The 21,449-nt window shown below is 56.0% G+C and carries 24 protein-coding genes, 1 other RNA gene and 2 pseudogenes; 17 read left to right on the plus strand and 10 right to left on the minus strand.

Features of this window, described 5'->3' with window-relative positions; all coding sequences use genetic code 11:
- Positions 1–48 precede the first annotated feature (48 nt).
- Positions 49–1,458, minus strand: a complete 1,410-nt coding sequence (locus A3OI_RS0101930; RefSeq protein ID WP_018402667.1) for a WS/DGAT domain-containing protein — start codon at positions 1,456–1,458, stop codon at positions 49–51.
- Between the two features lie 231 nt (positions 1,459–1,689).
- Between A3OI_RS0101930 and A3OI_RS0101935 the strand changes: the two genes are divergently transcribed.
- On the plus strand, positions 1,690–2,610 hold the full coding sequence (locus A3OI_RS0101935; protein WP_018402668.1) for an alpha/beta fold hydrolase: 921 nt from the start codon (positions 1,690–1,692) through the stop codon (positions 2,608–2,610).
- Positions 2,611–2,809: 199 nt separating this feature from the next.
- Here A3OI_RS0101935 and A3OI_RS0101945 read toward each other — a convergent pair whose 3' ends face one another.
- Positions 2,810–3,088, minus strand: coding sequence for a polyhydroxyalkanoic acid system family protein (locus A3OI_RS0101945; RefSeq protein ID WP_018402669.1), 279 nt, complete (start codon positions 3,086–3,088; stop codon positions 2,810–2,812).
- A gap of 113 nt (positions 3,089–3,201) precedes the next feature.
- Here A3OI_RS0101945 and ubiE point away from each other — a divergent pair, with 113 nt between their 5' ends.
- The 9 genes from ubiE to A3OI_RS0101990 all read left to right on the plus strand — a co-directional run bounded on the left by ubiE (position 3,202) and on the right by A3OI_RS0101990 (position 9,403).
- Positions 3,202–3,993, plus strand: coding sequence for a bifunctional demethylmenaquinone methyltransferase/2-methoxy-6-polyprenyl-1,4-benzoquinol methylase UbiE (gene ubiE / locus A3OI_RS0101950; protein ID WP_018402670.1), 792 nt, complete (start codon positions 3,202–3,204; stop codon positions 3,991–3,993).
- On the plus strand, positions 3,993–4,655 hold the full coding sequence (locus tag A3OI_RS0101955) for a ubiquinone biosynthesis accessory factor UbiJ (RefSeq protein ID WP_018402671.1): 663 nt from the start codon (positions 3,993–3,995) through the stop codon (positions 4,653–4,655). The genes ubiE and A3OI_RS0101955 overlap by 1 nt, the downstream gene beginning before the upstream one ends.
- Entirely contained in the window at positions 4,652–6,295 is a 1,644-nt protein-coding gene (gene ubiB, locus A3OI_RS0101960) for a ubiquinone biosynthesis regulatory protein kinase UbiB (protein ID WP_018402672.1), read from the plus strand. The genes A3OI_RS0101955 and ubiB overlap by 4 nt, the downstream gene beginning before the upstream one ends.
- A gap of 21 nt (positions 6,296–6,316) precedes the next feature.
- Positions 6,317–6,760: a phosphoribosyl-AMP cyclohydrolase gene (gene hisI, locus A3OI_RS0101965; RefSeq protein WP_018402673.1), complete on the plus strand. Its 444-nt coding sequence runs from the start codon at positions 6,317–6,319 to the stop codon at positions 6,758–6,760.
- A complete protein-coding gene (locus A3OI_RS0101970; protein WP_018402674.1) occupies positions 6,753–7,082 on the plus strand; it encodes a phosphoribosyl-ATP diphosphatase in 330 nt (109 codons plus the stop codon). The genes hisI and A3OI_RS0101970 overlap by 8 nt, the downstream gene beginning before the upstream one ends.
- Positions 7,083–7,168: 86 nt before the next feature.
- Positions 7,169–7,411, plus strand: coding sequence for a twin-arginine translocase TatA/TatE family subunit (tatA, locus tag A3OI_RS0101975; protein WP_007348467.1), 243 nt, complete (start codon positions 7,169–7,171; stop codon positions 7,409–7,411).
- Positions 7,412–7,434: 23 nt separating this feature from the next.
- Entirely contained in the window at positions 7,435–7,902 is a 468-nt protein-coding gene (tatB, locus tag A3OI_RS0101980) for a Sec-independent protein translocase protein TatB (RefSeq protein ID WP_018402675.1), read from the plus strand.
- The gene (gene tatC / locus A3OI_RS0101985) at positions 7,899–8,687 is read left to right on the plus strand and encodes a twin-arginine translocase subunit TatC (RefSeq protein WP_018402676.1); all 789 of its coding nucleotides are present in this window, start codon (positions 7,899–7,901) and stop codon (positions 8,685–8,687) included. The genes tatB and tatC overlap by 4 nt, the downstream gene beginning before the upstream one ends.
- The gene (locus A3OI_RS0101990) at positions 8,684–9,403 is read left to right on the plus strand and encodes a 16S rRNA (uracil(1498)-N(3))-methyltransferase (RefSeq protein ID WP_018402677.1); all 720 of its coding nucleotides are present in this window, start codon (positions 8,684–8,686) and stop codon (positions 9,401–9,403) included. Before tatC ends, A3OI_RS0101990 begins: the two co-directional genes overlap by 4 nt.
- Positions 9,404–9,450: 47 nt before the next feature.
- Here A3OI_RS0101990 and A3OI_RS0101995 read toward each other — a convergent pair whose 3' ends face one another.
- The 5 genes and pseudogenes from A3OI_RS0101995 to A3OI_RS21430 form a co-directional block, all read right to left on the minus strand.
- Positions 9,451–10,710, minus strand: a complete 1,260-nt coding sequence (locus tag A3OI_RS0101995; protein WP_018402678.1) for an FAD-dependent oxidoreductase — start codon at positions 10,708–10,710, stop codon at positions 9,451–9,453.
- Positions 10,703–11,989 (minus strand): 2-octaprenyl-6-methoxyphenyl hydroxylase, encoded by a 1,287-nt coding sequence (gene ubiH, locus A3OI_RS0102000; protein ID WP_018402679.1) that lies wholly within the window; start codon positions 11,987–11,989, stop codon positions 10,703–10,705. Before ubiH ends, A3OI_RS0101995 begins: the two co-directional genes overlap by 8 nt.
- Positions 11,990–11,991: 2 nt before the next feature.
- A complete protein-coding gene (gene pepP / locus A3OI_RS0102005) occupies positions 11,992–13,311 on the minus strand; it encodes a Xaa-Pro aminopeptidase (RefSeq protein ID WP_018402680.1) in 1,320 nt (439 codons plus the stop codon).
- A gap of 27 nt (positions 13,312–13,338) precedes the next feature.
- The gene (locus tag A3OI_RS0102010) at positions 13,339–13,947 is read right to left on the minus strand and encodes a UPF0149 family protein (RefSeq protein ID WP_018402681.1); all 609 of its coding nucleotides are present in this window, start codon (positions 13,945–13,947) and stop codon (positions 13,339–13,341) included.
- A gap of 200 nt (positions 13,948–14,147) precedes the next feature.
- Positions 14,148–15,340, minus strand: a pseudogene (locus tag A3OI_RS21430) (IS66 family transposase).
- Between the two features lie 401 nt (positions 15,341–15,741).
- Here A3OI_RS21430 and A3OI_RS19075 point away from each other — a divergent pair.
- From A3OI_RS19075 to A3OI_RS0102035, 5 genes are all read left to right on the plus strand, one after another.
- The gene (locus A3OI_RS19075) at positions 15,742–16,149 is read left to right on the plus strand and encodes an FtsX-like permease family protein (RefSeq protein ID WP_018402683.1); all 408 of its coding nucleotides are present in this window, start codon (positions 15,742–15,744) and stop codon (positions 16,147–16,149) included.
- Positions 16,150–16,249: 100 nt separating this feature from the next.
- Positions 16,250–16,456, plus strand: a complete 207-nt coding sequence (locus A3OI_RS0102025) for a TIGR02449 family protein (RefSeq protein ID WP_018402684.1) — start codon at positions 16,250–16,252, stop codon at positions 16,454–16,456.
- Positions 16,456–16,734: a cell division protein ZapA gene (locus A3OI_RS0102030; protein WP_018402685.1), complete on the plus strand. Its 279-nt coding sequence runs from the start codon at positions 16,456–16,458 to the stop codon at positions 16,732–16,734. The genes A3OI_RS0102025 and A3OI_RS0102030 overlap by 1 nt, the downstream gene beginning before the upstream one ends.
- Positions 16,735–16,829: 95 nt before the next feature.
- A non-coding RNA gene (gene ssrS / locus A3OI_RS21435) (6S RNA) lies at positions 16,830–17,010 on the plus strand.
- Positions 17,011–17,014: 4 nt separating this feature from the next.
- The gene (locus A3OI_RS0102035) at positions 17,015–17,656 is read left to right on the plus strand and encodes a 5-formyltetrahydrofolate cyclo-ligase (protein ID WP_018402686.1); all 642 of its coding nucleotides are present in this window, start codon (positions 17,015–17,017) and stop codon (positions 17,654–17,656) included.
- Here A3OI_RS0102035 and A3OI_RS23030 read toward each other — a convergent pair.
- Positions 17,638–17,778: a hypothetical protein gene (locus A3OI_RS23030; protein ID WP_018402687.1), complete on the minus strand. Its 141-nt coding sequence runs from the start codon at positions 17,776–17,778 to the stop codon at positions 17,638–17,640. The two genes, A3OI_RS0102035 and A3OI_RS23030, sit on opposite strands and share 19 nt — an antisense overlap.
- A 167-nt stretch (positions 17,779–17,945) precedes the next feature.
- Positions 17,946–19,487, minus strand: a complete 1,542-nt coding sequence (ilvA, locus tag A3OI_RS0102045) for a threonine ammonia-lyase, biosynthetic (RefSeq protein ID WP_018402688.1) — start codon at positions 19,485–19,487, stop codon at positions 17,946–17,948.
- A gap of 198 nt (positions 19,488–19,685) precedes the next feature.
- Here ilvA and rpiA point away from each other — a divergent pair, with 198 nt between their 5' ends.
- Positions 19,686–20,360 carry a ribose-5-phosphate isomerase RpiA gene (gene rpiA / locus A3OI_RS0102050; RefSeq protein WP_018402689.1) on the plus strand — a complete coding sequence of 225 codons (675 nt, stop codon included), beginning with the start codon at positions 19,686–19,688 and terminating at the stop codon, positions 20,358–20,360.
- A gap of 123 nt (positions 20,361–20,483) precedes the next feature.
- The gene (gene ppa, locus A3OI_RS0102055; protein ID WP_018402690.1) at positions 20,484–21,011 is read left to right on the plus strand and encodes an inorganic diphosphatase; all 528 of its coding nucleotides are present in this window, start codon (positions 20,484–20,486) and stop codon (positions 21,009–21,011) included.
- A 138-nt stretch (positions 21,012–21,149) separates the two neighbouring features.
- Here the strand turns inward: ppa and A3OI_RS19080 are convergent.
- Positions 21,150–21,449 (minus strand): annotated as a pseudogene (locus A3OI_RS19080) (hypothetical protein); the annotation flags it as partial.

Raw genomic sequence — 21,449 nt, forward strand, 5'->3', positions numbered from 1 at the left:
CTGTAGACACTCAGCAGGTTTTTTGACAATGCGCGACGTTATGGGGGCTCAATTATCCAGATGGCTGACAAACGCTTGATTCAAAGCCACCATACAATCGCTCTGAAAGCGCTGCACATCCAGGTTGGCAGAATGGTCGGCAACCACTGTCAGTCGCAGCTGGCCGGCGTAGCGGCAAGCGGTCACGCTGACTCCCGCATCGGCAATTTGCGGGCTCCAGGCCACCAGTTCGTCAACCCGACAACCTGCCAGATAGCGAACCACTCCGGCACCGTCGAAGCTGGCCAGTGCTGCACTGGGGCGAGCGGGAAAAGGCCATAGTGGCGTCTGTTTTATCATTTCAGGCAAAAAAGCGCTGCAGGCGGTCAGGCCCCAGGTTAACAACGGTTGCAGACTGTCGCGAAGGCGGCGAACCTCCTGTTTTATGCGATACACCCGTTCCACAAAACTGTCGCCGTCTATTGGCAGCAACAACCGCTCACTGCCACTGCCATTACCCGGCTCAGACAGCGCTGGCCTTAAACTGGCGGGCAGTTGGGAACGAACATCCACTGGCAGTAACAGGTTAATTTGGGCCTGTTCCAGCGCCTGCGGGCTCAGCCCGAGCTGCGTCTGCAAAGCCGCCGTTATACAGGCCGCCAACACGTCGCGGCTGCTAACGCCCAGCGTCTGGGCCGCCGCCTGTAAACGCGCATCGGGAATCGCCGCCGACCAACAGCACTGGCGCTGGCCGGTTAATGGCCTGCTCAGGTTGCTGGGGCTGTCGTCTGGCTGGGCCAGGTAACTGCCTAACTGGCCCGCTAGCTCAAGCGCCGTGGCAGCGCTTGAGCTAAAAGTGCCCGGCAGCTGCCCAGCAGCAGCGGCTGCCGTCTGTACCGCGTCGTTTTCGGGCGGAGGGCCCTCGGCACCAAAAACACGCTCACTCAGCCAATTTTTAGCGCACTGCAGCCAGCGTTCAAGGTCTGCCGGGTGCGCTGCACCGTAAAGTACCGGGTGTTGCTGCGGCGACGCGGTGAACAGTTGTTCCAGCAGTTGCGCCAACGAAGCGCTATCGGCGTAACAATGGTGTATCCGCATGAGCAACAACCCACCACCAACGGCGTTGGGCGCCAACCAGAATTTCCATAATGGCCGGTAAATGGGCAGCGGCTGGCTGATAACGGCGTTTATCCAGGGCTGCTGCTGGGGTGCCGTAAAACGGTCCAGCACAATATCCAGATGCTGGCGCACATCAAAATCGGCACTTTCCTGCCAGCGCCAATAGCCAGCATAAGGTTCCGGGCGAAAACGAAAACGCTCCCAGGCACCCCAGTAAACATGCAAGAATTCGCGCAGGCGAGCAGGCGTCAGCCCCTGAACACGAAGCAATACGGTGGTAACCAGCGGGTTTTCCGGCCGTTCGGCAGCCAGCCAGCCTGCGTCGGCAGGCAACATCAAATGCAAAGCTTGCTGGCTCAAAATCCGCTGCCTTTTGTATAGGATGGGCTAAGTTGCGGTAATCTCGGCGAATCCTGAGGGTGAGAATAGGGCGATATTGTGCCAGACATCCACCGGCGCCTCCAGAGCCTGCTTATACCCGGCGCAGGGTAAAAGTGTTGCGCACGGCTTTACCAGCAGGCCTATAATAAGCACAGAGCCAAGGCACCGTGCTGTCAATGTGGGCGCTCGCTATAGCGATCAGGAGAGATTATGCAGGCAAGCCATATTCGAAAACTGATCAAACCTATCAAAAACGCTTACGCCGAGATGTTTTCGGGCCAGGTATTTTCTATCGGCGAAGGTGCGATTTCTGTGCGCAATCACAGTGGCCCGGCCGAGAACACGGTGGTGTGTATACACGGTTTTATGGAAAATCACTGCTATTTTACCCAAGCCTATAACGCCCCCACCACCGAACTGATCCTGATTACCTGCAGCAATTACCACGTGCCCGTTAGCGGCGTTGTGCCGCAGACGCCCGACTGGGCGGTGGACATCAAGCATCTGGCCGGCACCATCGAATACGATGCATGCATACTCAACCAGGCCATGCGCAACCTTATCGGCAGCAGCAATGTGCGCATTCACGGCCACTCCCGCGGTGCCGCGGTGGCACTGGAAGCTATCCGCCAATGGCCGGAGCTTTACCGCGATATAGAGCTGGTACTGGAGGCCCCGATACTGCCCCAGGGCCGCGCTCACCCACTGATGCTGGCATTACTTGAGCCGCTCAGCCCCAGTATGTGGCCATGGATTGTCCGCCTGTTGAACAGCACTCCCAATTCGGCTTACAACCAGACATTTTTTGGCAAAATGAACCGGCGCAAGAAAAAACTGCTCAGAAAACTGTTCCACGCCACCAAAGATCACCTGACCATTGTGCGCAATATCGACAATCTGCTGGCCTGGATGGAGCGCACCGACACCAGCGTTTACCAGCACGTCACACGCGGTATTGTGCTGATTCCAGCCACTGACCGGGTGCTCGACCGCAACGCCATGCTGGCCAGTGCCCGCAAAGGTGGCGAAAACTTGAAGATTGTGGAAACCACGGCGCCCAGTCACTTTATCATTCTGGATGACAAAAAATGGATACCGGATTTAGCGCAGGTTGCGACTGCTGACGCCTGATGTCCCCAATAGCTATTGATGACACTTCAGCACACGTCACGCTACTCGGTTACACTGCCGCCCCCGATTCAACCGCCCAGCCGGAGCCTTTTCATGTATCGCCAGCGCCTGGTTGAAACCGCCGTTCACAGCGATAACGCCCGTCAGTTGCAGCCCTTTGAACTGCCCGCCTCGCTTTGATGCGAGCCGCTTTACGGCTTCAAACGCGAATAATCTGACCTAACTGGGATTCGATTTCCTGTGCAATCCGGCCCTTCATAGGCCGCAACAGCAGCCCCAGCTCCAAGTAGACGTGCAAGTCGCCGTGATTAATCGTGAGCTGGCCTTGCACTCCGCTGCGCTTGAACTTCATAACATCGCCTTCCCACGCGTAATTCACATTAAAACGGCTGGACAGGTCGGCGGCCAGGGTCTCAGCCGCTTCGCGGGCGTGCTGTTTGTCCATGGTGTGAGTGCGGTGAATATCAATAACGGACATAAATCAGTTTTCTCTCGCGAAATGACAGGTTTTACAGTGTAAGGCGGTATTAAACTTGTAGCCAACCCCGCAGACGTTAGAATACGGGATTCAGATTCTGACAGGACAGTTCCATGAGCGAGCAGCAAACGCCAGCCAGCACCGCAACACCGGATAAGCCGAAAGATGACGTTACCCATTTTGGTTTTCGCGATGTACCAAAAAGCCAGAAGGCCGGCCAGGTAGCCGAGGTTTTTCACAGCGTGGCCAGCAAATACGACCTCATGAACGATTTGATGTCGATGGGCGTTCATCGCCTGTGGAAACGCTTCACGATTGAGCTCTCCGGCGTGCGCCCGGGGCACCAGGTACTGGACATCGCAGGCGGTACCGGTGACCTGACTATGAAGTTTTCAGATTTGGTCGGGCCCAGTGGCAAAGTGGTGCTGGCCGACATCAACGCCTCCATGTTGAAAGTCGGTCGCAGCCGCCTGGCAGACCGCGGCTACGCTGGCAACATTGAATACGTGCAGGCCGATGCTGAACACTTGCCATTTCCGGACAACAGTTTTAATGCCGTATCCATCGCCTTCGGTCTGCGCAACGTGACCGACAAAGACCAGGCCCTGAGGGACATGGCTCGGGTACTAAAACCCGGTGGTAAACTGATGGTGCTGGAATTTTCCAAGCCCACTAACCCGCTGCTAAGCAAGGCCTATGACACTTACTCATTCACCGCTTTGCCGTTTATGGGCAAGTTGATTGCCGGCGACAGCGAGAGCTACAAATACCTGGCGGAATCCATCCGTATGCATCCAGACCAGGACACTCTCAAAGCGATGATGGAAACCGCCGGCTTCGCCAACTGCAAATACCACAATATGACCGGTGGCATTGTGGCCCTGCACGTGGGAATCAAACCCTGATGTTCCCTGGCCCTACCCTGCTCAGCGCTGCCAGCGCCATTGTTGAAACGGCGCTGAACCAAGCCCTGGAGTTTGACCCGGCCGGCCGCAAATCGTTGTTGGCAGCGCTGACGGCCCCGGTACAGTTTGACCTGACGGCGCCCACCGCATTAACCCTTACCCTGACCCAAGGCGCCAAAGGCGTGTTGGTGGGCAGCCAGCCGGCCACTCAGCCCGGGCTGGTGATTGGTGGGCCGGCTATGGCATTTTATGCCATGACCAGCGGCGACACAGGCGCCATTCAAGACGGCCGTTTGAGCATCAGCGGCGACACCGCTCTGGCGCATCAGTTTCAGCGTGCTATTGAACAATTGAATCCGGATTGGGAGGCGGCCATGGCTCGCCATCTGGGCGATGTGCCCGCGCATTTTCTGGCCAAACGCTTACGCAATGGCGTGAAGTGGAGCCGTGATGCGCGACAGAGCATGGCCAGCAATCTGGAAGAATACCTGCACGAAGAAACCGGCGCCTTACCCGGCCGCCGCGAGCTTGAGGCCAGCTTTCAGGATATAGACGCCCTGAGCCTTCGGGTTGAGCGCCTGGCCGCCCGCGTTGAGTTCCTGCCCCAGAGCCAGCCGCCCTCTCTCCCGTCTGAATCGTCTGAAAAACAGGAGAATTCGTGAGCCGTCTGCAACGCCTGTTTCGGATATTTTGGGTATTCTGCCGCTACCGACTGGATATTTTTCTGCCCCTGGCCGAGCTACCGCCAGTGCTGAAAGTCATTTTCATACTGGCCCCCTGGCATCTGTTTCCGCAACCCAAGCTCGACCGCGGTGACCGTTTGCGCATCGCCCTGGAAGAGCTGGGGCCGGTGTTTGTCAAATTCGGCCAGATACTGTCTACCCGGCGCGACTTGCTGCCGGACGACATGGCCGACTCGCTGAAAACCTTGCAAGACAAAGTGCCACCGTTTCCAAGCGATAGCGCCCGTGACATTATAGAGCGCGCGCTAGGCGCGCCGGTCACCGAGCTGTTTGCCGAATTCAGCGCAGACCCCATGGCGTCTGCATCGGTGGCTCAGGTGCACGCAGCCACGCTGAAAAACGGCCAGAAAGTGGTGGTGAAAGTGCTGCGTCCGGGCATTGAAAAAACCATCCGTCAAGACCTCAGCCTGATGTACCTGATGGCCGGCCTGCTTGAAAAATACTGGGTAGAAGGCAAACGCCTGCATCCGTTGGAAGTGGTCGCTGACTACGACGCCACCATTCACGACGAGCTTGACCTGCAGCGTGAAGCCGCCAACGCTAGTCAGCTGCGGCGTAATTTCGACAACTCGCCGTTGATCTACATTCCCTTTATCGACTGGGACTTCACCCGCAAGCAGGTGCTGGTCATGGAGCGTATTCACGGCGTGCCCATTGCGGACGTTGCTACGCTGAACGCCGCCGGCGTGAATATGAAAGTGCTGGCCGAAAAAGGCGTGGAAATCTTTTTCACCCAAGTGTTCCGCGACAGTTTTTTTCACGCCGACATGCACCCCGGCAACATTTTTGTGGATATTTCCAACCCTGCCGACCCCCAGTACATCGCCATTGATTTTGGTATTGTCGGCACCCTGTCCCCAGACGACCAAAGCTATCTGGCCCGCAACCTGCTAGCATTTTTTCGCCGCGATTATCGCCAGGTGGCGCAGTTACACATTCAAAGCGGATGGGTACCACCGGAAACCCGGGTTAACGAATTTGAAGCGGCTATTCGCACCGTGTGCGAACCAATTTTCGAGCGTCCACTGAAAGAAATTTCCTTTGGCCACTTTCTGCTGCGCCTGTTTCAGACTGCCCGCCGCTTCAACATGGAAGTACAGCCTCAGCTGGTGCTGCTGCAAAAAACCCTGCTGAATGTTGAGGGTCTTGGCCGCCAGCTCTATCCGGATCTGGACCTGTGGAGCACTGCGCAACCATACTTGGAGCAATGGATGCGCAAGCGTATTGGGCCATCCGGGTTTTTGAAAACCTTGCAGACCCACTTTCCGGCTTGGCTGGAACAGTCTCCGGAGATGCCGCAGCTGATTCACGATGCATTATTGCAGCTACGAGGCGCGGGCCCCACCGAACAGCAAAATCGCGACACTCTGGCGCTATTGAGAGAACAGCAGTTGCGCAGCGAACGGCGTTGGCGCCGGGGCTGTATAGCGGCGTTGTTAGCCGCAACTGCGATTGCCGCCAGCCATCCACCCAGCCAACAATGGCTCAGCGGTTTGCCGGTGTGGAGCTGGATATTGTTTATTGCCGCTGGCGCGCTGGTATTGCGCGGCAGCCGTTAACCCGCTTTCAGGACTGAACCCATGGAGCAAACACCTGCCAATGAATGCCAGCCAGCCTGGCTTGACACCATCCGCTGGACAGCAGACGGCCTGGTACCCGCCATCGCTCAGGATGCCGACAGCGGCGACATACTGATGATGGCCTGGATGAACGCCGAATCGCTGCAGCTTACCGTTACCGAAGGCCAGGCCGTGTATTGGTCACGGTCCCGCGGTAAACTCTGGCGCAAGGGCGAAAGTTCGGGCCATCAGCAAGTGATAAAGGATATCCGCCTGGACTGCGACGCCGATGTAATTTTGCTGAAGGTCGAACAAAAAGGCGGGATTGCCTGTCACACTGGCAGGCGAAGTTGCTTTTACCAATCACTGCAACACGGCCAATGGCAAAGCGTAGAGCCGGTACTGAAAGACCCAAGCGCCATTTACAACACAGCAAAAAGTGCCAGGGAGCCCAACGGTGAGTGACGTATTGCAACAACTGGCGCAGGTGCTGGAAGCCCGCAAGAACGCCAATCCTGATAGCTCTTATGTGGCAAGCTTGCACGCCAAAGGGTTGAACAAAATTTTGGAAAAGGTTGGCGAGGAGTGCACTGAAACCCTGCTCGCCGCCAAAGACGCCGAGCACAGTGGAAACAACGACGAGCTGATTGCCGAAACCGCCGACTTATGGTTTCACACCTTGGTTATGCTGTCACGCCTGGGTGCGGGGCCGGAAGACATTACTCGCGAACTGGCACGGCGATTCGATCTGTCGGGCCTGGAAGAAAAAGCGTCGCGCCAGGAATAGGGGTATCTACCTCACAAGAGGTTTTTTACAGTGCCACCAGTGGCGTACAATAGCGGCCACTGCCAACATTTGAACGAGGATTCACCATGGGCATCAGTATTTGGCAACTTCTTATTGTACTTGGCATTGTTATTTTGCTGTTCGGAACTAAAAAACTGCGCAATATCGGTACCGATCTTGGCGGCGCCATTCGTGGTTTTAAAAAGTCCATGACCGATAACGATGGTAAAACCGACACCTCCAATCCGGATAACCTGGAGGAGAAAGACAGCGCACAGTTTCAGCAGTCCGCTGCGGACGACAAAACCCGGGATAAAACCCAAAGCTGAGAATTCGCTGGAGAGCCCGCTGAATGTTTGATATCGGCTTTCTTGAGCTACTGATCTGCGGCGTTATTGCTTTGCTGGTGCTAGGGCCCGAGCGCTTGCCCTCGGCTGCGCGCGCTGCCGGGCGTTGGATAGGGTCTGCGCGCCGTATGATGAGCCAGTTTACCTCGGAGCTTGACCGTGAGCTAAAGGCCGAAGACTTGCGCCAGGAGCTGCGCAAAGCTGGCGATGTTGGCCTAAAAGATGTTCAGAAAACTGTCCGTGATGCTCTGGATGAAGCTAAAAAATACGAAAACATGGTCAAACCGGTGCAGAACCAGTTGGATCAGGCCAACCGCAACGTAACGTCTGCGCTGTCTGAGCTGTGGGACGAAGATGGAACACCCTCCATCGCAAAACCCGCCGACAGCTCGCTGGGAAAAGCCCCAGAAAGCCTGGTCGACCTTAACAAACCTTCCCCCATTTCTGGGGATGCTTCGGATACGCGTTCATGACAGAACAGACCGGGGCCACTAACCACGTGCCCGACCAGCCTGAAATGCCGCTGATTGAACATCTACTGGAATTGCGTAACCGCCTGCTGAAGATGGTGCTGGCGGTGGTGGTGTGTTTCGCCTTTATTTACCCGTTTGCCAACGAACTTTACCTTTGGTTGTCTGAACCTATCCGCAGCCTGCTGCCGGTGGGCCAGAGCATGATTGCCACCGATGTTACCTCGCCGTTTTTTGCCCCTCTGAAGCTGGCCCTGGTGCTGGCGGTGTTTGCCGCCATCCCGGTCATTCTGTACCAGCTTTGGAGCTTTATTGCCCCGGGCCTGTACACCCATGAGAAAAAAATAGCCTTTCCACTGCTTTTTTCGTCAGTGCTGCTGTTCTATCTGGGTGCTGCTTTTGCCTACTACGTGGTGTTTCCACTGGTTTTCGGTTTCTTTACCTCGGTTGGCCCTGAGGGCATTGTGGAACTGCCAGACATCACCAGCTATCTGAATTTCGTGTTGAAAATGTTCTTTGCCTTTGGCGTGGCGTTCGAGATTCCAATTGCCACCATTCTGCTGATTATTACCGGCATCACCACGCCGGATGACTTGGCGGCCAAGCGCCCTTATGTGGTGGTTGGTTGCTTTGTTATCGGCATGCTGCTGACCCCGCCGGACATTATCTCGCAAACCTTGCTGGCGCTGCCCATGTGGATTTTGTTTGAGCTCGGCATCCTGTTCGGCCGCTTGATGAAGCGCAAAGTTGCGGGTACCGGCGAGGAAAAAGAGCCCGGCAGCGAATGAATCTGGCTCTGCTGTTCGCCGCGGATTTCATTTCTACCGATACCGTGCGCTTGAGCGATCGTCGCCTGGAACATTTGCGCAGCATTCGTAAAATCGCCGTGGGCGATAGCGTGCCGGTGGGCCAAGTGAACGGCAATATTGGTGTGGGCCGGGTTACAAACCTGACCGCGCACTACGCCGAACTTCACGTCAGCCTTGACCAAGCCCCGCCAAAACCTCTGCCACTTACACTGATGCTGGCCATGCCACGGCCAAAAATGTTCCGTCGCACTCTACAAACCTGCGCTACCCTGGGCATAAAAGAACTGTGGCTGATCAACAGCTACAAAGTAGAAAAGAGCTTTTGGCAGACCCCATGGCTGCAAGAGCCGGCGTTGCATGACAACTTGGTGCTGGGGTTGGAGCAAGCTCGCGACACATTGATGCCAAGAGTGCACATTCGCAAACTGTTCAAGCCCTTTGTGGAAGACGAGCTACCGGCGCTTCTGGCCTGCAAACAGGCACTGGTGGCACATCCCGGCAGTGCACAGCCTTGCCCTGTGCACCTGCCAGGCCCGGCGGCCCTTTGCATTGGCCCCGAAGGTGGCTTCACCGATTACGAAGTGAATAAACTGCAGCAGGCAGGGTGCCAGGCTGTACATCTGGGCCAACGTATACTACGGGTAGAAACCGCGGTACCTGTGCTGGTCAGCCGGTTGTTTGACGGTTGCGTGTAAGCTTGCCTAACCCTCAGCTTTGCTGGGCTTCCGGCTTTTTAAAAGGTTTAGTCCTTTAGCCCCATGGCTTCGGCGGCCAGCCGGTTTTTCAGGGGTGCCAACTGGTTAAGCCAGTTCATGCCCTGATTGCGCAGCCACCGTAACGGCAGTTCGTCGCGGCCAAACAGCTGCTTCAAACCTTCCATGGCTGCCATCATGGTCAAATTTTCCGATTTGCGGCGGCGCTGGTAGCGCCCAAGCACCAGCGCATCGCCGGGGTTCAGGCCCAGCTTGCGGGCACGCTTTAATTCCTCCAGCAATACCGCCACGTCGCCATAACCCAGGTTGGCACCCTGGCCCGCCAGCGGATGAATACTGTGCGCGGCGTCGCCCACCAGCGCGAAGCCCGGCGCTGTGTAATCCATGGCGTGGCGCTGGCGCAGAGGAAAGGCAAAGCGACGGGAAATCGCTTCAACCGAATCCTCCGGCAGCTCGATTGCCCTCGCCAGTTCGGCATTGAAAGCGACGTCATCCAGCGCCATCAGGCGCCGGGCTTCAAGCGTGTCCTGAGACCACACAATCGAACAGAAATGTTCGTCGCCGTTGTCAGCCTGCAACGGCAGCAATGCCAGCGGGCCAGTGCGGGAGAAACTTTGCCGCGCGGTGTACTGGTGCACCTGTTTGCTGCGCACCGTGGCCACAATGGCCTGTTGATCATAATCCCATTCGCGGGTGGGCAAGCCTACTAACTGACGCAACCGCGACTGCGCGCCGTCTGCCGCTACCACCAATCGCGCCCGCAGGTGCTGGCCATCTTCCAGGCGAATACCGGGTGCATTTCCACCCTCCCCGTCCGGCCCGTTCGCCAGCCAGTCAGCAACCTTGGCGCCGCTAAAAATGGTTGCCGGGCTGGCTTCCAAAGCGTTAAACAAGGCCCTCACAATATGGCGGTTTTCGACAATCGTGCCCAGCGCTTCGGCGCGCATCTCAGCGGCGTCGAATTCGATGCGACCCGTGCCTTCGGCGTCCCACACGGTCATCATCTGGTACGGGCAGTGACGCCCCGCGGCCACTTCCGCCCAGGCACCAAGCCCTTCCAGCAACCGCTGGCTGGCCATGGAGATGGCGCTCACACGGGGTTCGAAATCATCAACACCGGTCACCGGCTGCGCAGCGGCCTGCAACTTTGCCAGGGGACTGGACTCAACCAGAACAACTTGCCAACCCTGTTGCGCCAACCCCAAAGCCAAGGCCGCCCCCACCATACCGCCACCAACAATCATAATGTCCGCCACGGCGGGCGTTTGTGAGCTGTGCGCTTCAGTCATGGCTCAACGCCTTGCTGTTATGGGAACCGGGGCGCTGAATGCGGGCTTTGCGACCGCCCAGGCCCATGGCGTTCCCTGCGAACCAGCGTTTTGCTGCGGGCAGTAGGTCTAACCCCATTAAACCGGCATCTCTGGCCGCCGCGAGCGGTGGCAGTGGCGAGCCAAAAATCTGAATCAGGGAGTCAGAAAAACCAGCGGTTTGCACGCGATCGCTCTGGTGTAATTGCTGGTAACGCTGCAATACCGCAAGCTCGCCGGGGTTGCGGTATTGCTCACTGGCCAGGCGGAATTGCTCCACCAGCGTCATCAATCCGCGCAGGGCCAGATTGAAACCCTGGCCCGCCACCGGGTGCAAACTGTGGGCGGCGTTGCCCACCAATGCAACGCCCGGACGCACCGGGTTGTCTACCAGCACCAGCGCCAGCGGGTAATGATTGCATTCGCCAATGCGGATGAAGCGCCCCAGGCGCCAGCCAAATCGTTGCTGTAAACGCATGCATTTGTCGGCGTCTGGCATGGCCAACACCTCTTCCAGCTCGGAATCCGATAAGGTCCACACCAGCGCTGACTGATGGCTCGCGCGCGTTGGCGAGCCATGGGGTAGCAACGCCATGGGGCCGCTGTCGGTGAAGCGCTCGTATGCAGCAAACTGATGACTGTCGGCGGTGGTTACGTTAGCAATCAACGCATTCTGGCCGTAGGGCTGGTGCCGAACCTGAAACCCCAGGCGCTCACGCAAATCGGAACGGCCGCCGTCAGCCACCACCAGGCAGCGCGCGCTCAGTTCCCTGGTTTCACCTGCGGTGGTTACCGTCACGCGCACATTGTCGCCGTGGCAGGTCATGTCAGTCACCTCCGCCGGCGCCAACCATTGCACCTGCGTTTTTAACAGCTCACGCACCAGACACAAGCCCATCCAGCGGTTATCCACCACGTAGCCCAGCGCATCCTGGCGGTATTCTGCGGCGTGCAGACGGGCGGCGCCAAAATGACCGCGATCCGATACGTGAATGTGACGTATTGGGGCGGCGTGCTGGGCCAATGCAGGCCACAAACCAAGCTGCTCATAAATCAGCCTGGAACCCCAGGCCAAGGCGGTGGACCGCGTATCGTAGCTGGGCTGGTAGCTGCTTGGCTCAGCGTTGCTGGCAAGGGGGAAAGTCTCTGCCACGGTGACACGCAGTTGCGGCACCATGCGTGCCAGCGCCAAAGCCAAGGTCGCTCCGGCTAGACCTCCGCCGGCAATCAGGACATCGGTATCCGTATCGTTTACCGTCACGCTCAGCCCGCCATTAATGCTTCAATATCGTCGATTGTTTTTGGCACACCGTCAGTCAGCACGCGGCAGCCGTCTTTGGTGACCACCACGTCGTCTTCAATGCGAATGCCAATTCCGCGCCAGCGCTCATCCACGTCGGTGTTATTCGGTGACACGTACAGCCCGGGCTCCACCGTCATGACCATGCCCGGCTCCAGCTGACGCCAGGCATCACCCACCTTATAGTCACCCACATCGTGCACATCCAACCCTAACCAATGGCCGGTGCGGTGCATGAAAAACGGCTTGAAAGTTTCATTGGCAATGGCGTCATCCAGTGGCCCCGCAATCAGGCCCAGATCAATCAGGCCCTGGGTAAGCACATTCAAAGCCGCTTCGTGGGGCTGGTTCCAGTGATTGCCGGGGCGCACGGCATCAATCGCAGCGTACTGGGCAGTCAACACCACGTCGTAAAGCGCTTTTTGCGGCTCGCTGAACCGACCGCTCACCGGAAAGGTGCGGGTAATATCAGAGGCATAGCATTCCAGTTCGCAGCCGGCGTCGATCAACACCAGGTCACCGTTGTTCAGGGGCTCGCTGTTTTCGATGTAATGCAGAATACAGCCGTTCACGCCGCCACCAACGATGGACGGGTAAGCCGTCTCGCGGGTGCCGTGCTGGCGGAACGTATGAATCAGTTCGGCTTCGAGATGGTATTCACTCAGCCCCTCGCGGGCGAGTGTCATGGCGTTGCAGTGGGCCTGGGCTGAGATTTCGCCGGCCTTGGCCATCACTTTGATTTCATTCGCGCTTTTATAAAGTCGCAAATCGTGCAGAAGATGCTCCACGGCCGCAAATTCGCCGGGAGGACGAGCACCGGTGCGCACTTTGCTGCGAATCACTTTTACCCAGTCCATCACACGGGTGTCAAAACCACGGTCTTTTCCCAGCGGGTAATAAATGCGGCTGCGGCCCTCAATCAAACCCGGCAGGATGTCGTCGATGTCACCAATCGGGAAAGCGTCGTCCAAGCCATAGCGCTCAACGGCACCTTCCTGGCCCACTAAAAAGCCGTCCCACTGTTCTTTCAACGGGTCGCGCTCTTTGCAGAACAACACCGAGTCACCATGAACGCGCCCGGGAATCAACACCAGCACCGACTCGGGCTCACCAAAGCCGGTTAAATAATAAAAATCGCTGTCTTGGCGAAACGGATGCAAAACGTCGCGATTACGCACGCGTTCCGGCGCCGAAGGCAGAATGGCAATACTATCCGGAGCCATGTGGTCCATCAGCTTGCGGCGACGTTCCGCAAATTCCTTTACAGGTATCATCGACGTCATACAGTCTCCAACCGGCTTTAGTGAATCTTAATGAAGAGTGGGGGGCGTCTTGGCCGGTTGCTCCGGCTCGTTAAACTCGGTAAACACCGCCAGCGCACCCAACCTGACATACTCGGTAATTTCTACCAGCTGCTGATCGTTTTCTTCGCTGGCGTCTTCTTCGTCAGACAGCTGGCTGATCGCGACCATGTCTTCCATCAGCTCGCGGATTTCCTCCGGCGCCTCGCCAAGCGACTCACCCGCCGCCAGTGCCATACCCGCCAGGAAGCCGCGCACCCACGAAATTAATGATTCCAGCCTTTGCTCAAGCGCATAGTCATCATCTGGCAGCAGGGGCTGAAAGCTCATATCCATACTGCTGAGCTGCGCCAGGGCTTGCTGGTAAATACCCGCGGCGAACACCCTAAGCTCAGGCGACTCTTCCAACGCTGTCGAAGCCAGCCCGACATGTTCGCACACCGTGGTGGCACACTCATCTTCTTGCATACGCCCACCGGCGGCGAAACGACCACACAGCACGCCGTGTAACTCAGACGGGTGGCTGAACGCTTTGTGCGCCAAAAACACATTGGCCCAGCGCTCGAATTCCGCAGAAATCTCGATATTTGGAGCAGCGGAAGCATCGGATAAAGACATGAAAAAACCCTGATAGATGAATAATAAAGATTACCATTATCCTAGCATTGCAGCGCCTGCATGGCACTTTCTGTTGCTTTTTCATCACACTCGCTCGAAGATGTTATAACATAACCTTACAGGAACCAGTCATGACATCCCGCAACCCTTTAACATCTCTAAAATCCATGTAACTATTCAGCTCATATCCACCATGATCATTAAAATAGAGTCTCATCGGTATCCATAAACGCAGGGCTTTTACCCTGAAAGAGTAAAGCCAGAGCCTCTGTGGCTGATACCCCCTGCTTGCGACACGTTGACAGGTAACTGCGAACGCGACAAAAGATCTTCGCCCCCGTCATGGATCGAAAACAACCGGATATTTTCTGCTGCACTTTCGTCATGCGCAGGTCGTTCTCAAAGTTTCGCAACCTTTCCAGCAAGTTTCGGGCTTTTGATCGTTTTAGCCTGCCGCGTTTCCCTGCCTCTCGCAGGCTCTCATCGGGAGGTGGACATTCGATATCTGCTTCTTCGAGACGTTGTCGATAGCGCTGTCGCCACCGTTCAGCGTCAGTGGCTGGCAAGAAGAAGGGCAAGACGCCCATCTCGTCCATGGCCTCGGTGCCACGCTTGGTGTGGGGGTAGAGCAGCGTCAATGCGCTATTGGACGCGCAGTGCAACCCGTGGCGCTTCCCGTTCAGGTTGATGCCGGTCTCATCAACCTGCATGAGATCAGACTTGGCGAGCTGAGCTTTCGCCCACCGCTCGAAATGATCCAGCTTCTCGTAGGCCTCTTTGTTGAAATTGAAGACAGAGCCGGCACTGACCGGAATACCCATCTGCTCCTGAAAGTGGTCACGGATTCGGTCATAGGGCAACCGCTGAAACTGCGACATATAGCCGCATTGGCCTTGATGCCGATGCCATACTGAACCGACCGATTGACCCTGTCCGGAAAGGCAGCAACACATCGATTCCCCTGGTCGTCTTTAATAACCTGTGCTCGGTATTCAGTCACGAATCGCGCGATATCAATATCGATGACCTGCCGTGTTTCATAACCGTCCTCTTGATACCGCCGTCCTTTTGGCAGAGAGCGTCGATCGACTTTCAGCTCTTTCACGGCGTCAGGATCATCGACCTGCTGCAAGGTGGTTCCGATACGCCCCTTCTGTCCGCCAGGCTTTCTATTGCTGGAACCCTTTCTGGAAGATGTGTCACGGTTCGGATCCGTTGAGGGCGGCTTACGACTATTTTTACTATTGAGCGTCGTGCGGTTAAGCAGGAGCGCCACCAAAACGAGCAGCACTTCCAGAGCGGCCTTGAATGAAGGCGACAGGTCACGCTCTTTCTCAAGAAGGTTCTTGACGGAGGCGATGGCCGAATCAATGTCGATAGTGTCTATTTTCAATGTCTGCCCCCACCGGGATGGCTTTGTAAGACAGCCATTATCGCACGGGTTTTCAGGGCAACATTTTTGGCTCTGAGCGCTCTTATACGGCGATTAAAAAAACCGGGGCTGCCCCGTGATCGTCATCGATCATTACAGCCCTTCAATCGCTCTCCTGTCGTCGCTTATGGCCTGTCTAGTAGCATCGGTGCGTATGCCGATAAGGTGAGGAGATTCAAGCAAAAACCCTGTCAAGAACTTTCACAGGTTTTTTGAGCTGAATAGTTACCATTACCGCCGCATTTGCCGGCGTAGAACGCAAAGTACTGACCTTTCGTATCCAGCGCGACATCAACACCTATGGTAAAGAGCCGCTAACCGCGATACTGCCCGGCGTTGCCCTGAGCGAGCTCTGGCGCCTGTTGGGCCAGTTTGAAAAAGCGCTACTGGGCATCACCGGCTTTGTGGTCGTGGTATGTCTGATTAGCCTGGCCACGGTGCTGCTGACGTTACAGGCCCAGCGATCAGCCGAAATCGCCATACTTCGTGCAACCGGCGCCTCTGCGGGTTTAATTGCCAGCCTGTATCTGCTGGAATCATTGGCAATTGCGCTGCTGGCCTGCGTTTTAGCGTTGGCGCTGGGCGCTGCCGGTATAGCCGCCGTCAGCCCTTGGCTGCAAGCTAACTACGGCGTCTTGCTCACACTGCGCCCACTGAATCAGGTCGAGTGGGTTCTGCTGGCAGCGGTGCCGGTTGCTGCACTGGTGATTGGTTTGGTGCCTGCGCTGAGCGCCTGGCGACCGGGTTGGCAAGTATTGGATGACGTCTGAAATCTTTACCCAAAAGGGGATAACAGAGCTGTAAATTGACCGGTATCCCGTGCGCACTTATAGTTGACAGTTCTTATCACCCATCGAGATCAGGCGCCCCATGGAACAGCCCGAAGTACAGGTGTTGGCGGACAAGCTGGATCAGCTTCTTGAGCGCTACGGCAAACTTGAACTGGAAAACCAGGCACTAAAAAGTCGCCAGGAAGACTGGATTCGCGAGCGGGCTCAACTGGTTCACAAGAACGACCTCTCGAAAACCAAACTTGAAGCCATGATAGGCCGCCTGCGGGCACTGGAGCAGCATTAATGTCCACCAAATCTACGTTTGAGGTGAAAATTCTCGACAAGGAATACCTGGTTACCTGCTCCGAAGAGGAACAGGAAGCATTGTTGCGATCGGCACGATATTTGGACCGTAAAATGCGGGAGATCCGTAACAGCGGTAAGGTGTTTGGAACCGAGCGAATTGCGGTGATGGCGGCGCTGAATATCACCAACGAAATGCTGGAGCGCGACACCATGTCAGAAGGCAGCAGCACCTTATTAAAGGCCATGGACGACAAGCTAAACATCGCCCTAAAGTAACAAAAAAGCATATAAAACAGCATTGAGTGGCGTTTTTTAACGGAATAACCAAGAGCACTTGCAATAAACCCCCATCTTGACCCTATAATAGAATCACCTTCCTGGACTGTGCGCTCGTCGGGTACGTCCTCGAGCCGATGCGCTTTACCCAGGTGGCCACTTTAGGGCATTGTGTGCACGTCCCCTGCGGGGGAAAGCCTAATATGTCACAGCGGCCACCGACCTTGAACTTCGGGTTCAAGGGCCTACATCCGATAACGGCAGCCCGGGAAGCTTTATTTTGAGCGACAACATCGCCCACCCCTCTTTTTTATCGTCTTCTGCGCACCAGAACACTTCCCGCAATCAGTTGCGTAGACACTTGCGCCAACAACGCAATGCCTTGTCTCCTTTGCAACAAAGACACGCATCGCAGCAACTGGCCAAGCGCCTGTTAACCAACCCAGATCTTTATCGCGCCCGCCACATTGCCATTTATTGTCCAAACGATGGTGAAATCAGCCCGCTGCCCTATATGCAGGCTGCGCGTCGCCGTGGCATACGCATTTACTTACCGGTATTGCATCCGCTAGTACCCGGGAAGCTGGTGTTCAGCCCTTACACTTCGCACACCCGCCTGCGCCCCAATCGTTTTGGCATTGCGGAACCTGCGTTTAACGCCGGCCTGAAACGGCCAGCTTGGGCGATGGACGCAATATTGTTTCCGCTGGTAGGGTTTGACGAGCACGGAGGAAGGCTGGGCATGGGCGGAGGGTTTTACGACCGCACATTTGCCTTCAGCCGGATTCGGCCGCAACTGGCACCAAAACTGATTGGCTTGGCTCATGATTTTCAGAGGGTGGACAGCTTACCGATTGAGCCTTGGGATGTGCCTTTACACTCGGTGGTCACCGAGTGTGGCCGTTATCGGGTAGTGGTCTGATACCATGGCGCCGCAGCTCGGGGGCTCTGTTCAGACGCTTGCAGCGAGGTGAATCCGGTAATAATAAGGCCTGCAGCGAATATCAGTGCGATGGTGCGGATCATATCTGGCTTGCGGCCCATTTCTTAACTCCGGAACTGCGGTGGTAACCCATACAGGAAACGGAGGACTGATGCCGCCGTTAGTAGAATGACGGAAGACTATCACTCCTCCGCCATTTTACAATTTTTGACAGATTAACTTTCAGTAACTCAGAGATCCAAGCAGGCACTCAGCGCCCGCGACGCAATCAGCTAGAGTGGCTGTTGCCGTTTCCTGCCCCAAGAAACAGCTGGTAGGCTTCGTTATCGGTCATGTTTTCATAGCGGAAACCGACCTTCTCAAGCATTTTCTCAAAATCCCTCACTTCGTCATCGTCCACTTCAGCGCCTAACAGCACGCGGCTGTACGCCGCACCGTGATTGCGGTAATGAAACATCGAAATATTCCAACGCGTGCCAAGCGACATCAAAAACTTCAGCAGGGCACCGGGACGCTCGGGGAACTCGAACTGAAACACTTTTTCATTGCTGATACCCGGAGCGTGCCCCCCCACCATGTGGCGAACGTGCTGCTTGGCCAAGTCGCTGTCTGTCAGGTCCAGTACCAAATAACCGGTTTCGCGCAGTTCCCGCACCAGCTCATCGCGACCCAGGCCACCGGCCTGAATTTGAATGCCGACAAATATCGTGGCTTGCTTGCTGTCCGCGTAGCGGTAATTGAACTCGGTGATGCTGCGCTTGTGCAGAGCGTTGATAAAGGTTTTGAAGGCGCCTGGTTTTTCAGGAATGGTCACCGCCAGGATGGCTTCGCGCTTCTCGCCGATTTCGGTGCGCTCCGAAATATAACGCAGACGGTCAAAGTTCATATTGGCGCCGCTGAGCGTAGCGATCAGATTTTCGTTTTCGATTTTTTCCCATTCTATGTATTTTTTAATACCGGCCACACCGAGCGCCCCGGCGGGCTCGGCAATGGAACGGGTGTCTTCAAAAATGTCTTTGATCGCGGCACAGATTTCATCGGTGGATACAGTGATCACTTCGTCTACGTGATCTTTGCAGATTTCCCAGGGGTAGGCACCAATCTGTTTGACCGCCACACCGTCGGCAAATATCCCAACTTCGTCCAGTATTACCCGCTCGCCGGCTTTCATTGCTGCCTGCAAGCAGTTTGAGTCTTCCGGCTCTACACCTATCACTTTTATCTCCGGGCGCAGATATTTTATGTAGGCGGCCATACCGGCAATCAGCCCGCCACCGCCTACACAGATAAACACCGCGTGGATGGGCTTGCTGAATTGCCACAACAACTCCATGGCGACCGTGCCCTGGCCGGCGATCACGTCTGGGTCATCGTAGGGAGGAATGTAAGTGTAACCATGCTTTTCAATCAGCTCGTGGGCGTGGGCCGCGGCTTCGTCGAAAGCGTCGCCTCTGAGCACTACCTTGGCACCGTGCTCACGCACAGACTTCACTTTAATCTCCGGCGTCGTCTGGGGCATTACGATGACGGCCTTGATGCCCAATTTTTTTGCCGACAAGGCCACGCCCTGGGCGTGATTACCGGCAGACGCACAGATTACCCCCTTGGCCCTCTGCTGCTCCGACAACTGCACCAGCTTGTTATAGGCCCCGCGAATCTTGAACGAGAATACCGGCTGCAAATCTTCACGCTTCAAAAAAATGTTGTTGCCGAAGCGCCGCGACAGGCTAACGGCCTCGGTCAGCGGCGTTTTATTGGCAACATCGTAAACGCGGGCATTCAGTATTTTCTTGATATAGCGTTGGGGCATGTCGATTCCGCAATGTAATTTAAGAATGAATTAGGCATGATTCGAAAGAAATTCCCAGTAATTCGAAAGAAATTTGGCGTGAGGCATCACTGGAAGAACCCGTAGTGTAGAAAGTTTTACCCGCAACCGTCTATAAGCAGCCCGCCCAGACGCTGTATACTACAAGCATCCCATTCATTTTCCGCAACGGGCTCAACCATGAACCAGGACGAACTGAAGCAAGCGGTCGCCAAAGCCGCTATCGACTACATCAGCCCCCGCCTGAACAGCAGCAGCGTAATTGGTGTGGGCACCGGCAGCACTGCCAACTGCTTTATTGATTTGCTGGCGGCCATTCGCAACGATTTTGACGGCGCCGTGGCCAGCTCCGAAGCCACCGCTGAACGCCTGAAAAGCCACGGCATTCCCGTTTATGAGCTGAACAGCACCGCAGATCTGGAGTTTTACATAGACGGCGCCGATGAAGTCAACGAACAGCTGGAACTGATCAAAGGCGGCGGCGGCGCGCTAACGCGGGAAAAGATTGTGGCTGAAGTGGCGCAGACGTTTATCTGCATTGCCGACGAGTCCAAAAAAGTGGACATTCTGGGTGAATTCCCACTGCCACTGGAAGTGTTGTCTATGGCCCGCAGCCACGTCGGCCGGGAAATCGTGAAACTTGGCGGCGATCCGGTGTACCGCGATGATTTTACCACAGACAACGGCAACATCATTATTGACGTCTATAACCTGGACCTGTCGCGCCCAATTCAGGTGGAAGAACGCCTGAACCAGATTGTAGGTGTGGTCACCAACGGCCTGTTTGCCCGCCGCCCCGCCGATCTTCTGCTGTTGGGCACAAAAACCGGCGTACAGACTCTCAAGCGCGGCTGACCCACTCGAACGGCATGGCAGCCAAGGCCGGTTGCCATGCCAGACCAACGTTTAGTTTCGCAGAGCGGCGCAGTTTCGTACAATGGCGTTCACTTTTTAACCCTACCCAGGAAGGACCACCCGATGCAATTCGACAACATCCCTGCCGGCAAAAATGCACCCGAAGATATCTATGTCGCCATTGAAATCCCGGCCAACAGCTCACCGGTTAAGTACGAACTGGACAAAGACATGGGCGCCTTGCTGGTAGACCGTTTTATGGCTACGCCCATGTTCTACCCGGCCAACTACGGTTTTATTCCCCACACTCTGGCCGACGACGGTGATGCCCTGGACGTACTGGTCATTACCCCCTACCCGATTCAGGCTGGCTGTGTGATTCGCTGTCGCCCGGTAGGCGTACTGAACATGGAAGACGAAGCCGGCGGCGACGCCAAGCTGGTCGCAGTGCCCCACGACAAGCTGACCACGGCTTACGCCAACGTACAAGACGTGACTGACTTGCCCGAACTGCTGCGCAACCAGATTCATCACTTCTTTGAAAACTACAAAGCGCTGGAAGCCGGAAAATGGGTGAAAATCCAAGGCTGGGACAACGCAGCGGCTGCGAAAAAAGCCATTGTTGACGCCATCAAAGCTTACGGCGGCTAAAAGCGTATTGCTTTACACGGTTCACAAAAAACCGGGCATTAAGCCCAAGCCACTCGCCTTATGTGTGGCTGAGGGTTTGCGCCAAGTGGTGCTAGTAAAAAGCCAGCGATTGAATCGCTGGCTTTTTTATGGCTATGTCTAAGTTAGCTGTTGCCCGGACCTGTAGCCCAGTGACTCACCCAGACAAATCAATGGATTGAGCTGCGTTTTGTAGCGTTCAAGCAGGCGGCGCCAGCCCAGATAGTTCGCCAGGTATTTCGTGNCCACACCCTGAAAAGGCATCATCCAGCTCTTCAGCCGGCTGTCGTAGGCATTCACGTTCTGGATGTGGAAAGCACCATCAACCCGGCGCTTTTGACTCGGNTTAATCGGTCGATGCGTAATGCCTTCCTTCTTGGCGAAGTGGACGGGGCAGATTTCGCTGACCTTTGAAGGACT

Origin of the sequence: Marinobacter gelidimuriae (genome assembly GCF_000372805.1) — a bacterium.
Taxonomy (GTDB): Bacteria; Pseudomonadota; Gammaproteobacteria; order Pseudomonadales; family Oleiphilaceae; genus Marinobacter; species Marinobacter gelidimuriae.

Excerpts from the sequence above, each read along its gene's own strand:
- A3OI_RS0101935 (WP_018402668.1), top strand. The coding sequence starts at position 1,690 with ATGCAGGCAAGCCATATTCGAAAACTGATCAAACCTATCAAAAACGCT.
- A3OI_RS0101945 (WP_018402669.1), bottom strand. The coding sequence starts at position 3,088 with ATGTCCGTTATTGATATTCACCGCACTCACACCATGGACAAACAGCAC.
- ubiE (WP_018402670.1), top strand. The coding sequence starts at position 3,202 with ATGAGCGAGCAGCAAACGCCAGCCAGCACCGCAACACCGGATAAGCCG.
- A3OI_RS0101955 (WP_018402671.1), top strand. The coding sequence starts at position 3,993 with ATGTTCCCTGGCCCTACCCTGCTCAGCGCTGCCAGCGCCATTGTTGAA.
- hisI (WP_018402673.1), top strand. The coding sequence starts at position 6,317 with ATGGAGCAAACACCTGCCAATGAATGCCAGCCAGCCTGGCTTGACACC.
- tatA (WP_007348467.1), top strand. The coding sequence starts at position 7,169 with ATGGGCATCAGTATTTGGCAACTTCTTATTGTACTTGGCATTGTTATT.
- tatB (WP_018402675.1), top strand. The coding sequence starts at position 7,435 with ATGTTTGATATCGGCTTTCTTGAGCTACTGATCTGCGGCGTTATTGCT.
- tatC (WP_018402676.1), top strand. The coding sequence starts at position 7,899 with ATGACAGAACAGACCGGGGCCACTAACCACGTGCCCGACCAGCCTGAA.
- A3OI_RS0101990 (WP_018402677.1), top strand. The coding sequence starts at position 8,684 with ATGAATCTGGCTCTGCTGTTCGCCGCGGATTTCATTTCTACCGATACC.
- A3OI_RS0101995 (WP_018402678.1), bottom strand. The coding sequence starts at position 10,710 with ATGACTGAAGCGCACAGCTCACAAACGCCCGCCGTGGCGGACATTATG.
- pepP (WP_018402680.1), bottom strand. The coding sequence starts at position 13,311 with ATGACGTCGATGATACCTGTAAAGGAATTTGCGGAACGTCGCCGCAAG.
- A3OI_RS0102010 (WP_018402681.1), bottom strand. The coding sequence starts at position 13,947 with ATGTCTTTATCCGATGCTTCCGCTGCTCCAAATATCGAGATTTCTGCG.
- A3OI_RS0102025 (WP_018402684.1), top strand. The coding sequence starts at position 16,250 with ATGGAACAGCCCGAAGTACAGGTGTTGGCGGACAAGCTGGATCAGCTT.
- A3OI_RS0102030 (WP_018402685.1), top strand. The coding sequence starts at position 16,456 with ATGTCCACCAAATCTACGTTTGAGGTGAAAATTCTCGACAAGGAATAC.
- A3OI_RS23030 (WP_018402687.1), bottom strand. The coding sequence starts at position 17,778 with ATGGGCCGCAAGCCAGATATGATCCGCACCATCGCACTGATATTCGCT.
- ilvA (WP_018402688.1), bottom strand. The coding sequence starts at position 19,487 with ATGCCCCAACGCTATATCAAGAAAATACTGAATGCCCGCGTTTACGAT.
- rpiA (WP_018402689.1), top strand. The coding sequence starts at position 19,686 with ATGAACCAGGACGAACTGAAGCAAGCGGTCGCCAAAGCCGCTATCGAC.
- ppa (WP_018402690.1), top strand. The coding sequence starts at position 20,484 with ATGCAATTCGACAACATCCCTGCCGGCAAAAATGCACCCGAAGATATC.